Origin of the sequence: Pseudonocardia kujensis, assembly GCF_021283305.1 — a bacterium.
GTDB classification, from domain to species: Bacteria; Actinomycetota; Actinomycetes; order Mycobacteriales; family Pseudonocardiaceae; genus Pseudonocardia; species Pseudonocardia kujensis.
Genome location: NZ_JAJSOK010000082.1, coordinates 1 through 15,557, shown reverse-complemented (window position 1 = coordinate 15,557; position 15,557 = coordinate 1). Strand labels below are relative to the sequence as shown.

Genomic DNA, 15,557 nt, shown 5'->3' with positions numbered 1-15,557 from the left:
GGTTGACGGACGGCAGGGCGGGAACACACCTGATCGTGTTCGAGCATCCGGCGGCCCTCGCGGGCGCCCCCGTGAACTGGCCGGCGCTGCGCCGGATCCTCGTCGTGCGGCCGGACAACCTGGGCGACGTGCTGCTCACCGGGCCGGCCCTCGCCGCGCTGCGGACCGCGGCCCCGCGCGCCCGGATCGAGCTGCTCGCCTCGCCCGGCGGTGCCGCCGCGGCGTCGCTCCTGCCCGAGATCGACGACACGGTGGTCGCGCGGGTGTCGTGGCAGCAGATCGACGGTCCGACGGCCGGTGACCGCGACCCGGACGCCGACCTGGTCGCCGAGCTCGCGGGCCGTCGCCACGACGCCGCCGTGCTGCTCACCTCGTTCTCCCAGTCGCCCTGGCCCGCCGCGGAGGTCTGCCGGCGGGCCGGGATCCCGATCCGCGCCGGCTTGTCGAAGGAGTTCGGCGGGACCGCGCTCACACACTGGGTGCCCGCCCCCGACGACGGCCTGCACCAGGTCGACCGGGCCCTCCACCTGCTCGGACGGCTCGGCATTCCCGCGGCCGCCCGCACCCTGCACGCCGCGGTCCCCACAGCTGGCCGCCGCCACGCCCGGGCCGCGCTCGCCGGGCTCGGGCTGCCGACGGGCCCGTACGCCGTGCTGCTGCCCGGTGCCTCCTGCCCGTCGCGGCGCTACCTCGGGTTCCGCGAGGTCGCGGCCGGGCTGGGGCGCCGGCTCCCGGTCGTCGTCTCCGGGCCGGCGGCGGAGGAGGAGCTGGTGCGGTCGGTCGCCGACGGGCTGCCCGGGGTCCATCCGTTGGCCGGGGCGCTCGACGTGCCGGGCCTGGCCGGGCTGCTCGCCGGGGCGGCCGTGGCCGTGACCAACAACAGCGGCGGCATGCACCTGGCCGACGCCGTGGGCACCCCGGTGACCGTGCTGTTCGCCGGCACCGAGGACGTCGACCAGTACCGGCCGCGGTCGGTGCCCGCGGCCGTCCTGGGCCGCCCGGTCTCGTGCAGCCCGTGCCGGCAGTTCCGCTGCCCCTTCGCCCTGGAGTGCCTCGACGTGCCGCCCGCCGAGGTCGTGGCGGCCGCCCTCGACCTGGCCGGCGCAGAAGTTCCCGGTGTGGGGACGGGCGCGGTGGGAATCCCGGTCGCATGAGCACTCCCCGAGAGAACGAGCCCGAGGTGCGCGACGTCATGGTTCCCGCGGAGCAGGCGCACCCGGATCACCGCGAGCACGCCAAGACGCCGCACCCCGTCGACGACGACGAGCTCGAGGCCCGCACCGAGCACGAGCGGCGCCAGGTCGACGCGGACCGCTGAGCGGAGCTCGCGGAGCGAGCATCGGCACCGAGCGGAGCTCGCGGAGCGAGCATCGGCACCGAGCGGAGCCTGCGGAGCGAGCATCGGCACCGAGCGGAGCCTGCGGAGCGAGCATCGGCACCGAGCGGAGCTCGCGGCGCCAGCGTCGGCACCGAGCGGAGCCTGCCGGAAGGGGCGCGATCCGAACCGGATCGCGCCCCTTCCGCGTCACACGGTCGGTACGGTCGGCACGGTCGGGACGGGCGCCCCGGCGACCCCCTCCCACGCCGGGGCGCCGGCCGGGAGCGTGACGCCCGCCCAGAAGCGGCGCAACGAGTCCTGGTCCATGTCCAGGGTGCGCAGCGAGGTCCACCGGCCGTCCGGATCGACAGCGATGAGGTAGATCGCCCGGTTGTCGAAGACCTGCCCCTGCGCGGCGCCGGTCTCGCGCACGACGGCGAGGACGTGGTCGTCCCACCCGAGGGCGTCGAGGATCTCCTGGCCGAACGGGCGCTCGTCGAACAGTGCGCAGAAGTCGGCGAAGAACGCGTAGAAGGTGTCCCGGCCGCGCTGCTCGCGCCAGGGCCCGGCGCCGATGTCGTTGACGTTGAGGAAGTCCTCGTGCGTGGCCGCGTAGGCGGGCCCGGGATCGCCGGCGGCGAGCGCCGCGAAGATCTCCCGCAGGCGGAGGACGTTCGGGTGGGTGCGGCGGTCGACCGCGTCGCCGGCGTCGGGGCCGTCGTGCCCGTCGGTGCTGGTGTCCATGGCGGGGGACGGTAGGGAGGCGGGAGCGCCGGAACATCTGCCGCGCGGCAGAGGTGTTCACTGCTCGGCGGCGACCGCCCGGGCGGCGAGCGCGGCGCGGTTTCCCACCCCGAGCTTGGCGAAGACGCTGCGCAGATGGGTGCGCACCGTCCCCGGGGAGATGAGCAGGCGCGTGCCGATCTGCCCGTTCGACAGGCCGGCGGCCACCAGCGCGGCGACCTCGCGTTCGGTCGGGGTCAGGCTTGCCCAGCCGCTGCGGGGCCGGCCGCGTCGTCCCCTGGCCCGCAGGGCGTAGGCCACCGCGGCGTCGGCCCCGAGACGGCCGCCCTCGGCACGGGCGCCCGCGAGCGCCGGGTCGTCGTCCCAGCCGGCGGGTGGCGCCAGGAGCCGGGCGAGTGGGGTGGGCGTCGCGCCGAGGTCGGCACGGAGGCGGGCCGCGGCGGCGTGCAGGCGGGCGGCGGCCGGGACGCGTCCGGCGTCGCGGGCCAGCGCCGCGACCAGGTCGAGCCCCTCGGCGACGCGAGGGCGCAGGCCGAGCTCGTGCAGCAGCGCCAGTGCCTCGTGGGCCGCCGACGCCGCCTCGCCGCCGGAGGCACGGATCGCTGCCGCGTCGACGAGGTCGGCCTGCGCGAGGAACGCCCGGTGGTCGACCACGCCGGCCCATCCGCGTGCGGTCGCGACGGCGGCCCGGGCACCGTCGGGGTCGTCCGCGGCCAGGTGCGCCACGGCGAGCAGCAGCGCGGCCTCCGCGGCGCCGTGCGGCAGCTGGCCGGAGGCGTCGAGGGCCGCCCGGGCGGACCCGGCGGCGGTGCCGGTGCCGGCCGCGACCACGGCGGTGGCCAGCAGGGCCGAGTCCCGGCTGCCCAGGCCGGGATGGGTGTCGAGGAACTGCAGCCCCTCGACCAGTACGCGCCCGGCTTCGTCGTCCCGCCCGGTCGCGACGAGGCTCCGCAGCAGGGGCAGCAGTGCACTCATCGCGCTGACGGGTTCGCCGGCGGCGACAGCCAGCCGCAGGCCGAGGTGTCCCTGCTCCACGGCCTCGGCGAAACGCCCGTGCGCCTCGGCGGCCTCGGCCCGGATCGCGGCGTCCCAGGCCCGCAGCTGCCCGTGGTTCAGGCGGCGCAGCACGGGGAGGACGGAGTCCGCGCACGCCACCGCGGGCGCCGGTCGTCCCCGGAACAGGTGGGTGTACGCCTCGCACTGGGCGGCTTCCACCTGACCCCAGTCGTCGCCCACCGCCGCCGCTTCCGTGGTCGCCTCCCGCAGGACGGCCTCGGCCCCCGCCGGGTCCACGAACGCCTGCACCATGCCGGAGAGGATCAGTGCGCGGGCCCGCACCCGGCCGTCGTCGGACGCGGCCGCCTCCGCCGCGACGGGCAGCGCGGCCTCCATGTCCCCGGCGTAGAAGGCCAGGAAGGCGTAGGCCCAGCTCAGCCCGGCCGGAACCGGGTCCGACGCCGCCGCGAGCCGGCGCACCAGGCCGAGCACGTCCCGGCAGCGCCCCCGGAGCGACCAGCCGAACGCGAGGTCCTCCGCGACCTCCGCGGCCACCCGCAGCAGGTCGCCCCCGGCCTCGAGCGCCGCCGTGAGCGCCGAGCGCACCGCCGCGTCGGCGGCCTCGACCCGGCGCAGCGCCCCGAGCTCACCGTGTTCGAGCGCCTCGCGGGTCGCCCGGGCGAAGGCGCCCGCCCACCGCACCAGCCGCTCGCGCGCGGCGGCCGTCTCCCGGGCGGAGCGGGCCGCGGCGGCGTACTCGCGGACGGTGTCGAGCAGGACGTAGCGACCGTCCGCGGGCTCGAACCGGACGAGCGAATGGTCGACCAGCGTCTCCAGCGCGGCCCGGTCGCCGGTGACGGCGACGGCGACGGCGAGCGGGAAGCGGCCGTCGAGCACCGACAGCGCGCGCAGGGCGCGGCCTGCCGGTTCACCCACGAGGCCCACGCTCCAGGCGAGGGACGCCGCGAGCGAGCCGTGCCGCGGGGTGCGGCCCGTCCCGCCGACGAGGAACCGCATCCGGTCGGTCATCCCGTCGCCGATCCCGGACAACGGCAACGTGCGGGCGTGCGCGGCCGCGAGCTCGATGGCCAGGGGCAGGCCGTCCGCCGAGCGGCAGATGCGGGCGGCGATGCCGCGGTCGGCGGGATCCTCCGGGAGCTCCGGCTGCACGCGGCGGGCCCTGTGCAGGAACAGATCGGCGCCCGCGCCCTCGGGCTCGAGGCCGGCGAGGGGCAGCACCGCCTCCTCCGGGAGGCCGAGGCTGACCCGGCTGGTGGCGACCACACGCACCGTCGCGCAGCGTCCGAGCAGGTCGGCGACCACGTCGGCGACCTGCGTGCGCACGTGCTCGCAGGTGTCGAGCACCACCACGCCCGGGGCGTCGGCAAGCCGCTCGGCGAGCAGCGACGATGGTTCCCGCCCCGGTTCCTCGCGGATCCCGCAGGCCGCGAGGAGCGCCGCCGCGAGATCGCTGTCGGGGCCGAGGCCGGAGAGCTCCACGAAGCCCTGCACCGGCCAGGCACGGGCGGTCTCCACGACGAGCCGGGTCTTCCCGCACCCGCCCGGGCCCGTCACCGTCACCAGGCGCTCGCGGGCGAGCAGGGTGTCGAGCGCGGCGGACTCCCGGGCCCGCCCGAGGAACGGCCACGCGACGGCCGGAGCTCCGCCCCTCGGGTCGTCCACGGCCCACCCCCCCGTCGGGCGCCTGCGCCTGGGAAGGTACGCCGCCCGGCGGGACGAGTGGGGAGCAGGCACGTCTGATCCGAGGCGGTCCGATGCCGGCGGAACGCGTGGAAAGTGCAGGTCCGCAGGCCGTTGTGCGGGTGTGAGGCGGCGCCCGGCCCGTCCGGCGGCTGTGCCGGTGATCGTGGTCGGCGGCGGGAGCACGCCCGAGCGGGACGATCACGATTGCGTCGGCGGGACGTGCTTCTTCATGATCGTCGGACGTGACCCACTGCGGCCATGGGTGGCCGGGAGGTGTCCGCGTGGGGCCGCCGTGCTGCCACTGCTTCACGTGGTGGATTTCGCACCGGGTGGGTGGGCGGTCGCAGCCGGGGAAGGCGCAGCCGCCGTCGCGCACGGTCACGGCGCGGCGCAGCCCGTCGGGGACCGTGCGGGAGATCCGGCCGATGTCGAGGGGGACCCCGGTGCCGTCGAGCACGACCGGGATGACGGCGGCGTCGCAGGCCAACTGGCGCAGGGTTCGGGCGGTGAGTTGGCCGCCGAACTCCAACGACGCGGGCGTGGCGCGCCGTTCCAGGTCCTCGAGCCGGATGGTGACGGTGAGCTGGGGGCGGCGGCCACCGGTCTCGGGCAGCCGGCCGCGGGAGAGGACCTGGGTGCAGACTTCGGCGAGGGCTTCGGCCTGCCGCTCGGCGGCGCGGCGTTGGTCGTCGGCGTCTCGCGGCGCGGCCCCGGCATCCACCGCCGCGGCGATCGCGTCGAACGCGGTGGTCGGGAGCCGGGCGGGGAGCGGGGTGCCGTCGAGCCCGATCTGTGCGCACACGGATTCGGCGGCGACCACGCGGCGGCGGGCTTCGAACCGTTCCCAGCCCAGCAGGTCGGCCAGAGCGCCGGTGGGGGAGCGGTAGCCGCGCTCGGCGAACACGCCGCGGCGCTGCAGGTCCGCGGTGGCCTCGACCATGGCCCGGTCCAGGGCGCGGCGGGCCTGTTCGCCCACCCGCGGCGCGTCGATCACCTCGTCGGGCGCGGCGGTGGGTCCGGCGGCGTGGGTCAGCTGCGCGATCGCCTGCTGGAGGCGTTCGCGGGCGGTGCCGACCGGCCCTGCGTCCATACCCACACCATAGTCGAACACAAGTTCGAAGTCAGGGCCGTCGTCGCAGGTCAGAGGCCTTCAGGCGCTTCACCGACGAAGGTCTCCACGGAGCCTCGAAACCCGCAGCCACTCGTCGCAATCCACCCGCCGCTCGCCACGACGGCGCGCGCCTGAAACCGAGTCCACCCCGACGCCGGTGCGGCTCCACCGTCGCCCGCGGTTCCGGCGGTGCGGGTGACGTCACGTCCGTCGCCTGCGCAACACCACCAGCAGCGCTGTGAACAGGGCCGCGCCGAAGCCTGCGGCGACGAGCCGCGTACGGTCGCGCCCCCCCAGCGCGGAGTCGAGGTTGCCGACCGCCTGTTTCGCCGCCCCCGCGGTCCGGTCCAGCACCTCGCCGCCGAGCTGCTGGGCCTGCCCCACGCCGGCCTTGACCTGCTCGGTCGCCTGCCCCACGCCCACCTTCACCTGCTCGGTCGCCTGCGCCACGCCCGTCCGGACCTGCTCGGTCGCCTGGTCGCGGGCGGCCCGGGCGCGGGAGCCGACGTCGACCCGGTCGGCCAGCGCCGCGGCCGTGCGCCCCAGCTCCGCGCGCTCGGCGGCGATCCGCTCCCGCAGCTCCTCCGGGGTCGGCTCGGTCACCGGTGCACCTCGCGCCTGATCGTCTCGACGTCCGCCTTCGTGCTGTCGATCGCCTGCTCCGGCACCGGCGGGGAGGCCTGGCTGATCTCCTTCTTCGCCACGAGGGCGAGCACGCCGCCCAGCGCCACCAGCACCGCACCGACGATCAGCGCCGACGCCCACACGGGCAGCACCAGGGCCAGCGCGGCGATCGCGGCGGCGACGAACGCCAGGCCGCCGGCGAGCGCGAGCATCGTGCCGGCGCCGGCCAGCCCGGCCCCGATGCCGACCGCCTTGCCCTTGCGCGTCACCTCCGCCTTGGCCAGCTGGACCTCGTCGGTGACGAGGGTGCGGACCTGGTCCGACAGCTGCCGCAGGAGGTCGGCGGTGGACAGCTCGGCAGGGTCCCGACGCGCGGTCCCGTCGCGATGGTCTGGGTGGAGTGAGCTGGTCATGGCTCTCGGCTACCCCCGGCCCCGTGCAGTACACACCGGGTGTCACCCGGTCGGTCGCACCCGCAGCCGCACGGCGAAGGGGTCCACGCCGGCCGGGAGCGGCGCCTGCGGGTCGATCACCGGAGCGGCGAGCTCCAGCTCCCGGCCGCGCAGCAGGTTCGCCAGGAACAACGACGTGGTGAACAGGACCAGTTCCCGGCCGGGGCAGCGGCCCGGACCGGCGCTGAACGGGACCAGGGCCGGGTCCTCCTGCGCGGCACCGTCGAGCCACTGCTGCGGGTCGAAGCGGTTCGCGTCGGCGCGCGTGCGGCCGTCGCGGTGCAGGTACCAGGTCGGGATGATCAGTGCGGTCCGTCGGTCGAGCTCACCGCCGTTCCACGGCACCACCTGCGTGGTCTCGCGGAGCAGCAACGGCGTCGTCGGCCACAGCCGCACCGACTCCAGGACGGCGGCGCGCAACCGCGGCAGGTCCTGGGGCAGGGCGAGGTCGCGGTCGCCGATCTCCTCCCGCGCCCGGGCCAGTTCCGCGGGGTGGGCGACGAGCGCGGCCAGGGCCCGCAGCGCGACCGCTCCCGCGGGGTCGTAGGCGAAGAGCCACTGCGGCACCTGGTCGACGGCGTCGACCTCCCGCTCCGCCGGGGTGCGCGCGATCATCTCGGCGAGGCTGCCCGGCTCGGCGCGCCGCAGGTGCTCGCGCACCCGCGCGCGGAACCGCGAGCGGCGGGCGCGTCGCCGCGGCAGCAGGAAGGACCAGTTGGCCGCGTCGCGCAGCCGGGTCAGCTCGTCGGTGAGGGCGTGGTCGTCGCGGGCGGCGTCGCCGAGCACCACCCGGCGCAACACCCGCCACCAGGCGCGGATGAAGGCGTCCCAGTCCAGCTCGCCGGTCCGGTCCACCTCCGCGCCGAGGACCGCGGCCTCCTGGGCGACCGCGCGGGCCATCACGGCGGCGTTGTGGTGCAACGGGTGCCCGCTGTCGAGCACGGCCTCGTTGAACCGCCGGCGTTCGGCGCGGACCGCGCCGTGCGAGACGAGCACGCCGTGCGGCTGGAACTGGCCGAGCGCCTTGCGTTTCTCCCACGTGTCCGGCGCGAAGGGCTCGGGGGTCCCGTCGAGGATCCGCCGGACGTCGTCGCCGTCGAGCACCAGCGCGGCCCTGCGCCCGGGCAGCCGCAGTCGGACCGGGCCGCGCCCGTAGCGGGTGGAGAGGTCCTGGAGGATCCGCACGCCGCGGCCGTCGAGATCGGCCTTGCCGGCGAGGGCGACGACGCGGCGGCGCCGGGCGATCACCCCCTGCGCGATGATCGGCAGGATCGCCCCCGCGGCACGCAGGGTGTCGCGGCCGGAGGCGAGCGGCAGGCCGGGCTCGCCCGTGCGGTCGGGCGGGTCGTCGAGCGGGGTCTGCTGCGTGGTCATGGCAGGCCGGTACCCGGTACCGGCCGGATCTCACGCCTCCCGGCGCGCCGCGGCGCCGGGACCCGGTCCGGATCCCGGCGCCGCGACGGTGGGCCGAGGGTCAGTCGCGACCCCGCTCGGCGGTCTCGTCGTCCGTGGAGGCGGGCATGTGGCCCTGGGCGGCCGGCACGTCCACCTGCGGTCCGCCGGGCACCTCGGCCATGGGCTCGACGCCCTGTGCCTGGTCGTCGGGCCCCGACCCGGGCGGCGCGGCCGGCGACCGCTCCTCGGTCTTCGTGTCGTGCAGGGCGCGCACCCGTTCGGGGCGCGGGTCGTCGTCACGGGTCATGCGGGGGAGCTACCCGGCCGGCCTCGGGTCCACTCGCGCGCCGGTGTGACCGTCGCGTGACGATGTCGTGCCCGATTCGGCGTTCCGGCCCCCGGCCGGTCACCATGCGGGCATGGCAGCAGCGTCGGGACCGGACACGGCCACCGCGGAGACCGCGCCCCTGCACGGCCTCACCGTGGGGGTGACGGCCGCGCGCAAGGCCGAGGAGCTCGCCAGGCTCCTCGAGCGGCGCGGCGCCCGCGTGCTGCACGGCGCGGCGGTGCGGATCGTCGCGGTCGAGGACGACGACCGGGTCGTCGACCGCACCCGCGGCCTGCTCGCGGCGCCGCCGGACGTCACGGTGGCGACGACCGGCGTCGGGTTCCGCGGCTGGCTGGACGGGGCCGAGCGCTGGGGCCTGCGGGAGGAGCTCGTCGCGACGCTGGGGCGCGGGGAGATCCTGGCGCGCGGGCCGAAGGCGCGCGGGGCGATCCGCGGCGCGGGCCTGACCGACGCCTGGTCGCCGGCCACCGAGTCGTCGGCCGAGGTGCTGGAGCACCTGCTGGACCGGGGCGTCGCCGGCCTGCGCATCGCGGTGCAGCTGCACGGGGACCCGCTGACCGAGCTCGTCGACGCCCTGACCGCCGCCGGCGCCGAGGTCGTCACGGTGCCGGTGTACCGGTGGGAGCTGCCCGCCGACCTCGGCCCGGTGGACCACCTCACCGACCGGCTGCTGGCCGGCGGGCTCGACGCCGTGACCTTCACCAGTGCGCCGGCGGTGGGCGGCCTGCTCCGCCGCGCCGCCGAGCGCGACCTGCGGGAACGGGTGGTCGAGGCGCTGCGGCGGACCCTCGTGGCCTGCGTCGGGCCGGTCACCGCCGCGCCGCTGGAGGCCCACGGCGTCCCGAACGTCCAGCCCGACCGGGCCCGGCTCGGACCGATGGTCCGGGCCCTCGAGGCCGCGGCGGCCGCCCGGCGCTGACCGGCGCTGACCGGCGCTGACCGGCGCTGACCGGCGGTGACCGGCGCTGACCGGCACGGACCGGCACGGACCGGCACGGACCGAAGCCGACCCGACCGGAGGCCGGCGCGCAGACCGGGCCCGACCCGGTCGGACCGGTGCGGAGCGCGGAGGACGGGGAGTCCCGGTATGAGCAGCCTCCTCGAATGTGACGCCGATGTCGCGTGCGGGGGACCCGCACAGCCGAACGGCGGTTCAAGGAGCCGGTCGAGGACGGAGATCATCGACTCGGCGGGTGCGGTGCACGGCTCCCGACGCGGGGGAGGGCGCGGCGGAGCACGGCGACCAGGACCCCGCCGGCCAGCCCGGCACAGCCCAGCGCCAGCATCTCGTACGAGGTCGCGGCCACGGTGACGCCCGCGACCGAGCCGCCCAGCGCGCCGCTCAGGTTCACCACGATGTCCGCGCGACCCTGCAGCCGTGGCCGCTCGGCCGGCGGGACCGCGTCGACCAGCAGGGCCGACCCGGCGACCAGCGCCGCGGACCAGCCGAGCCCGAGCAGGACCAGCCCGGCGGTCAGACGGAGGTGGTCGTGCGGGTCGGCGGTGCCCGCCACGAGGCCGGCGGCGACCAGCAGGCCCGCGCCCGCGGCGAGGACCGGGAGCCGACCGAGCCGGTCGGAGGCCCAGCCGAACAGCGGGCTGAGGGCGTACATCCCGGCGGCGTGCGCGCCGATCGCCAGGCCCACCGTCCCCAGCCCGGCGCCGCCGTGCGTCATGTGCACCGGTGCCATCGACATCACGGCGATCATCACCAGCTGGGCGACGACGACCACGCCGAGGGCCAGGGCGAGGGGCGCGATCGGCGTCCCCGTCCCCGGCTCCCCGGGCCCGGGATCCGCGGCACTGTGGTGCGTGCGGGCGAGCCGCAGCGGATCCGGGCGCAGGCCGGCCGCGACGATGGCCGCGGCCGCCCCGAACAGCACGGTGCAGAGCAGGTAGGGCCCGGCGCCGGGGACCAGGCCGGCCGCGCCGGCCCCCCGCTGCGCCGGGGCGGCGAGGAGCGGCCCGCAGACCGCGCCGACGGTCGTCGCCGCGAGGACCACGGCGAGCGCGCGGGCCCGCCGGCCCGGGGCGGCGAGGTCGGTGCCGGCGAACCGCGCGGCCAGGCCGGCGGCCGTCCCGGTGCCGAACGGCACGCACGACAGCAGCAGGAGCGGCCAGCTGCCGAGGACCATCGCGAGCGTCCCGCCCGCGGCGCCGGCGGTGGCCGCCGCCCATCCGCCCAGGAGGGCGGTGCGCCGCCCGAAGCGCGTCGCCGCCCGGGCCAGCGGCACCGCGGCCAGGGCCGCGCCCAGCACGGTGCAGGTCAGGGCGAGCCCGCCGATCAGGTCGGAGCCCGAGAGCCGGGCCGCCGACAGCGCCGCGATCGCGACGCCGGTGGTCACCCCGGCCCCACCGACGACCTGTGCCGCGACCAGCACGGCCAGGGTGCGCCGCTGGATCCGGGCGAGCCCCGCGTCGGGCGGTGTCGCCGGAACGGCCCTCGTCGTGGTCGTCGTCATGGTCGCGCCCCTCCGCGGCCTCCCCGGTGGTGGCCTCGGGACGAGGATCGGGCGCCGGCGGGCCCCGGCTCATCGGTGCTCACCACCCATTGCCGGGCCGGCGCCACCCAGACCGGAGAGATGGGCAGGTGCGGGCACCACCTAGGTAAGCCCTCACCCATGCCCGCAGACCCCTCCGCCCCCGAGACTCGGTCCCGGCGGCGAGACGGGGGAGGGCACGGTGCGAGGACCGCAGGAGCTGCTCGAGCGCGACACGGCCCTGGTGACGCTGCGGGCGGCGCTGGCCGACGCGGAACGCGGCGAGGGCCGGGTCGTCCTGGTCAGCGGGGAGGCGGGCATCGGCAAGACGACCCTGGTGCGCGCGTTCACGGCCCAGGTGGCCGCCGACGGGGCGGTGCGCGTCCTGCGCGGCTCCTGCGACCACCTCCTGACCGCCCGCGAGCACGGCCCGTTCCACGACGTCGCCCGGCAGGCCCGGACCGAGCTGGCCGCAGCCCTCGCCGCGGGCTCGGCCGACGCCGTCCGCGACCGCCTGCTGGCCGAGCTGTCGATCCCCACGACCCTGCTCGTGATCGAGGACGTGCACTGGGCCGACGAGGCGACCGTCGACGCGCTGGCCTTCCTGGCCCGCCGCCTCGAGGCCACGCCCGCGCTCGTCGTCCTCACCTGCCGCGACGACGAGGTCCTCCCCGGCTCGCCGCTGCGCCGGCTGCTCGCCCTGGTCCGCCCGCCGTCGGGGGTCCGCGTCGAGGTGGCCCCGCTCTCGGCCCGGGCGGTGGGCGCGCTGGCGGGGGAGTCCGGCCTCGGCCTGCGGCTGCACGCCCTCACCAAGGGCAACCCCTTCTTCGTCACCGAGCTGCTCGCGGCGGAGGACGAGGGCGTGCCCGCCTCGGTCCGCGACGTCGTCCTCGAGCGCGTGGCGACCCTTCCGGAGCGCACCCGCGCGCTGCTCGACCTGCTCGCGGTGGTCCCGGGACGGGTCGACCGGACCCTGCTCGACGCCGTGCATCCCGGCTGGGCGGCCGACGCCGAGCCGGCCGAGCGCCGCGGGATCGTGGAGCTGACGGACTCCGGGCCGGACTTCCGCCACGACCTGTCCCGCATGGCCGTCGCCGAGGTGCTCCCCGGGGCCCGCCGGCTCGCGCTGGGCTCCGCCGTACTCACCGCGCTGCGCCGCCAGGAGCCGCTCGACGAGGCGCGGGTCCTGCACCACGCCGTGCTCTGCGGCGACGCGGAGGCCGTCGCCGCGCACGGGCCCGGAGCGGCACGGCGCGCGGCCCGGGCCGGCGCCCACGAGCAGGCCCTGTCCCGCTACGCACAGCTTCGCCCGTACGCCGGCATCCTCGACCCGGACGAGCGGGCGGCGGTCACCGAGGAGCACGCGTGGGAGCTCTACAACGCCCTGCGGTTCGACGAGGCCGTGGCGCTGTCCGGCGAGGCGGTCGCGCTGCGCCGGGAGCGCGGCGACACCGCGCTCCTGGCCCGCGCCCTCGTCGGTCTCGCCTGGCACCGCTACCTCGCGGCCGACGTGGCCGCGGCCACCGCCACGATCGAGGAAGCCGTGCGGGCGGCCGCGACGGCCGGCGACCCGGAGGTCACCGAGCTCGCCCGCTCCTACCGCGCCTTCCTGCTCGTTCTGGCCGACCGGGAGGCGGAGGGGCTCGCGGAGCTCGACGCGATGGGCGCGTCCGGCGCCCTCGCCTCCGCCCGGACGATCTACCGGGGCCTCGCGACGGCCTTCCTCGGCGACCCGGCGGGGACGGGGATCCTCGAGCGGGGCGTGGCCGACGCCGCCGAGCAGGGGGAGCGCGAGTTCGTGGCGCTGGGCTACACCGCCCTGGTCAAGGCCGCCCGGCGGCTCGGCCGCGACGACGACGTCCGCGGCTACGCCGAGCTGGGCGCCGCCCGGACGTCGGGCATCGAGCTGCGCGCCCACGGCTACACCCTGCAGGCGCATCTCTGCCAGCTGCGCGCCCAGCAGGGCCGCTGGGACGAGGCCGAGGAGGGCTTCCGCGAGCTGCTGGAGGCCGCGCCGCAGGCGGGGGTGCTGCACCGGGAGACGCTGCCGCACCTCGGCCGGCTGCTGGTGCGCCGCGGCGATCCCGAGGGGGACGCGCTGCTGGAGCGCGCCCGGGCGCTGGCCGAGCGCACGGACATCCTGCCGGTGCTGGTGCCGACCGGGCTGGCGCTGCTGGAGCGGGCGTGGCTCGCGGGCGATCCCGCGGCCGGACGCGACCGCGTCGCCCGGCTGCTGGACCGGCTCGACCGGCCGGGCGTCGAGCGCCAGCGCGGCGAGCTGCTGCGCTACGCCCGGCGGTGCGGGATGGCGGTCGAGACCTTCCCCGGTTGCCGGCCCGAGCACCTGCTCGGGCTCCGGGGCGACTGGCGCGGCGCCGCGGAGGCCTGGGGACGCCTCGGCGACCCGTACGAGCGCGCCCTGGAGCTCGCGGAGTCCGGGGAACCGGGCCCGACGCTCGAGGCCCTCGCCGTGCTCGACGAGCTCGGTGCCGGGCCGGCCGCCCGGCTCGTCCGGGCCCGGCTGCGCGACCTCGGCGTCGACCGGGTGCCGCGCGGCCCGCGCCCCGAGACCCGGGCGCATCCCGCCGGGCTGACCGCCCGCCAGGGCGAGGTGCTGGACCTGCTGGGCCAGGGCCTGACGAACGCCGAGATCGCCGATCGGCTCGTCGTGTCCGTCCGGACGGTCGACCACCACGTCTCCGCGGTGCTGCAGAAGCTCGGCGTGTCGAGCCGGCGGGCCGCCGCGCGGCTGGCCCGGCAGGCCGCCGACCTCACCGGCCCCGCCGAACCGGCCCTCGCCGGCCGCTGACCACCCGTCCCCGGAGGGAGATCCCGTGTCCCGCACGTCGTTCGGCCTGTTCCTCGCGCCCTACCACTGCCCCGCCGGGCAGCACCCGACCGCCGCCTACGCCGCCGACCTCGACGTCCTGGAGCTGGTCGACCGGCTCGGTTTCGCGGAGGCGTGGATCGGCGAGCACCACTCCTGCGGCAGCGAGCTGATCCCCGACCCGTTCCTGTTCATCGCGCACGCCCTGCACCGGACCCGGCACCTGCGGCTCGGCACCGGCGTCGTCTCGCTGCCGTACCACAACCCGCTCTGGACGGCGGACCGCGCGCTGTTCCTCGACCACCTGTCCCGCGGCCGGTTCCTCCTCGGGGTCGGACCGGGCGCCCTGCCGACCGATGCGAGCATGATCGGGATCGCGCCGGAGGAGCAGCGCGAGGCCTTCGGGGAGGACGCCGCCGTGCTCGTCCGGTTGCTGCGCGGCGAGACCGTCAGCCACCGCACGCGCCGCTACACCCTCGTCGACGCCCGGAGCCAGCTCGGCCCCTACGGCGACGGGCCCGAGGTCGCGGCCGCCGCGGTCGCCTCACCCACCGGGGCGCGGGTGGCGGGCCGGCACGGGCTCGGGCTGCTCTCCCTGGGCGCGACGAGCCGGGTCGGCTTCGACGCGCTGGCCCTGCACTGGGACGTCATGGAGGAGCAGGGCGCGCGGTACGGCCGGCCGGCGCGGCGCGACCGGTGGCGCCTGGTGGGGCCGATGCACCTGGCCGAGACCCGCGAGCAGGCCGTCGAGGACGTCCGGTTCGGGCTCGACGACTGGGCCGACTACACGCAGCACGTGCTGGCCGCGCCGCACTTCCGGGCGGCCGGCGCGACCTTCGACGAGCGGCTCGCGTGGGTCACCGGGACCGGGCTCGGGGTGGTCGGCACCCCGGACGACGCCATCGCCCAGATCGAGCGGCTGCAGCAGCAGTCCGGCGGGTTCGGCACCTACCTGCTCATGCATCACGAGTGGGCGCGGCCGGCGGCGACGATGCGCAGCTACGAGCTGTTCGCGCGGTACGTCGCGCCGCACTTCCAGGAGTCCGGGGCCCGGCTCGTCGAGGCCGCGCGGCTGGCCCGGTCCCGGCACGCGGAGCTCGACCGCCGGCACGCCGACGCGATCGCCGCCGCGACGGCCCGGCATGCGGCTGGTCGGCACGGGGCGGATCAGGACGCGTCGACGTCCTCCTCGCGGGCGGCAGCCACGTAGGCGGCCGCCTCGCGGCGGCTCGCGACCCCGAGCTTGGCGAGGACGGCCGAGACGTGGTGGTCGACGGTCCGGATCGAGAGCACGAGCTGCGTGGCGATCTCGGTGTTGGTGCGGCCCGCGGCGACCAGCTCGAGGATCTCGGCCTGGCGCGGGGTCAGCCCGGCCGGGTGCGCCCGGGTCGCCGCCTGCGCGCCCCGCGGCACCTGCCGCACCCCGAGCCCGCGCAGCACACCGCGCACCCGCGCCGCCGCCGGGCGGGCACCGAGGCCGTCGAGGATCTCCAGGGCCGCGGCCGCCCGCGCGGCGTCGCCCGTCGCCGCCCGCTCCCGCGCCCGCGCGGAGGGCGC

Annotated in this window: 13 protein-coding genes and 1 pseudogene; 5 read left to right on the top strand and 9 right to left on the bottom strand. The window is 77.6% G+C overall.

The window, feature by feature from the left end; all coding sequences use genetic code 11:
- The first annotated feature begins 35 nt into the window (after window positions 1–35).
- Both LWC35_RS34170 and LWC35_RS34165 read left to right on the top strand, forming a co-directional pair.
- Complete coding sequence (locus LWC35_RS34170; RefSeq protein ID WP_232874639.1) at window positions 36–1,154, top strand: glycosyltransferase family 9 protein; 1,119 nt, start codon at window positions 36–38, stop codon at window positions 1,152–1,154.
- On the top strand, window positions 1,151–1,318 hold the full coding sequence (locus tag LWC35_RS34165) for a hypothetical protein (RefSeq protein ID WP_232874638.1): 168 nt from the start codon (window positions 1,151–1,153) through the stop codon (window positions 1,316–1,318). The genes LWC35_RS34170 and LWC35_RS34165 overlap by 4 nt, the downstream gene beginning before the upstream one ends.
- A 207-nt stretch (window positions 1,319–1,525) precedes the next feature.
- Here the strand turns inward: LWC35_RS34165 and LWC35_RS34160 are convergent, their stop codons facing one another.
- From LWC35_RS34160 to LWC35_RS34130, 7 genes and pseudogenes are all read right to left on the bottom strand, one after another.
- Window positions 1,526–2,062, bottom strand: coding sequence for a nuclear transport factor 2 family protein (locus LWC35_RS34160; RefSeq protein WP_232874637.1), 537 nt, complete (start codon window positions 2,060–2,062; stop codon window positions 1,526–1,528).
- Between the two features lie 57 nt (window positions 2,063–2,119).
- Window positions 2,120–4,741, bottom strand: a complete 2,622-nt coding sequence (locus tag LWC35_RS40650; protein WP_232874636.1) for a LuxR C-terminal-related transcriptional regulator — start codon at window positions 4,739–4,741, stop codon at window positions 2,120–2,122.
- Between the two features lie 448 nt (window positions 4,742–5,189).
- A pseudogene (locus LWC35_RS41165) lies at window positions 5,190–5,702 on the bottom strand (DUF222 domain-containing protein); the annotation flags it as partial.
- Window positions 5,703–6,074: 372 nt separating this feature from the next.
- Window positions 6,075–6,476, bottom strand: a complete 402-nt coding sequence (locus LWC35_RS34145; protein ID WP_232874634.1) for a DUF3618 domain-containing protein — start codon at window positions 6,474–6,476, stop codon at window positions 6,075–6,077.
- Complete coding sequence (locus LWC35_RS34140; RefSeq protein ID WP_232874633.1) at window positions 6,473–6,910, bottom strand: phage holin family protein; 438 nt, start codon at window positions 6,908–6,910, stop codon at window positions 6,473–6,475. The genes LWC35_RS34145 and LWC35_RS34140 overlap by 4 nt, the downstream gene beginning before the upstream one ends.
- Before the next feature lie 42 nt (window positions 6,911–6,952).
- Window positions 6,953–8,323 carry a cytochrome P450 gene (locus LWC35_RS34135; protein WP_232874632.1) on the bottom strand — a complete coding sequence of 457 codons (1,371 nt, stop codon included), beginning with the start codon at window positions 8,321–8,323 and terminating at the stop codon, window positions 6,953–6,955.
- Between the two features lie 100 nt (window positions 8,324–8,423).
- Entirely contained in the window at window positions 8,424–8,651 is a 228-nt protein-coding gene (locus LWC35_RS34130; protein WP_232874631.1) for a hypothetical protein, read from the bottom strand.
- 112 nt (window positions 8,652–8,763) lie between these two features.
- On the opposite strand from LWC35_RS34130, the gene LWC35_RS34125 reads away from it, so the two are divergent.
- Complete coding sequence (locus LWC35_RS34125; protein ID WP_232874630.1) at window positions 8,764–9,612, top strand: uroporphyrinogen-III synthase; 849 nt, start codon at window positions 8,764–8,766, stop codon at window positions 9,610–9,612.
- Between the two features lie 259 nt (window positions 9,613–9,871).
- Here LWC35_RS34125 and LWC35_RS34120 read toward each other — a convergent pair whose 3' ends face one another.
- The gene (locus LWC35_RS34120) at window positions 9,872–11,155 is read right to left on the bottom strand and encodes an MFS transporter (RefSeq protein WP_232874629.1); all 1,284 of its coding nucleotides are present in this window, start codon (window positions 11,153–11,155) and stop codon (window positions 9,872–9,874) included.
- A 220-nt stretch (window positions 11,156–11,375) separates the two neighbouring features.
- Between LWC35_RS34120 and LWC35_RS34115 the strand changes: the two genes are divergently transcribed.
- On the top strand, window positions 11,376–13,982 hold the full coding sequence (locus tag LWC35_RS34115) for an ATP-binding protein (RefSeq protein WP_232874628.1): 2,607 nt from the start codon (window positions 11,376–11,378) through the stop codon (window positions 13,980–13,982).
- A gap of 25 nt (window positions 13,983–14,007) precedes the next feature.
- Window positions 14,008–15,210, top strand: a complete 1,203-nt coding sequence (locus LWC35_RS34110) for an LLM class flavin-dependent oxidoreductase (RefSeq protein WP_232874627.1) — start codon at window positions 14,008–14,010, stop codon at window positions 15,208–15,210.
- Here the strand turns inward: LWC35_RS34110 and LWC35_RS34105 are convergent.
- The coding region (locus tag LWC35_RS34105) for a helix-turn-helix domain-containing protein (RefSeq protein ID WP_232874626.1) at window positions 15,168–15,557 on the bottom strand (390 nt) is incomplete at its 5' end. The two genes, LWC35_RS34110 and LWC35_RS34105, sit on opposite strands and share 43 nt — an antisense overlap.

Coding starts and splice junctions, on each gene's coding strand:
- LWC35_RS34165 (WP_232874638.1), top strand. CDS start 1,151: ATGAGCACTCCCCGAGAGAACGAGCCCGAGGTGCGCGACGTCATGGTT.
- LWC35_RS34160 (WP_232874637.1), bottom strand. CDS start 2,062: ATGGACACCAGCACCGACGGGCACGACGGCCCCGACGCCGGCGACGCG.
- LWC35_RS34140 (WP_232874633.1), bottom strand. CDS start 6,910: ATGACCAGCTCACTCCACCCAGACCATCGCGACGGGACCGCGCGTCGG.
- LWC35_RS34135 (WP_232874632.1), bottom strand. CDS start 8,323: ATGACCACGCAGCAGACCCCGCTCGACGACCCGCCCGACCGCACGGGC.
- LWC35_RS34130 (WP_232874631.1), bottom strand. CDS start 8,651: ATGACCCGTGACGACGACCCGCGCCCCGAACGGGTGCGCGCCCTGCAC.
- LWC35_RS34125 (WP_232874630.1), top strand. CDS start 8,764: ATGGCAGCAGCGTCGGGACCGGACACGGCCACCGCGGAGACCGCGCCC.
- LWC35_RS34120 (WP_232874629.1), bottom strand. CDS start 11,155: ATGACGACGACCACGACGAGGGCCGTTCCGGCGACACCGCCCGACGCG.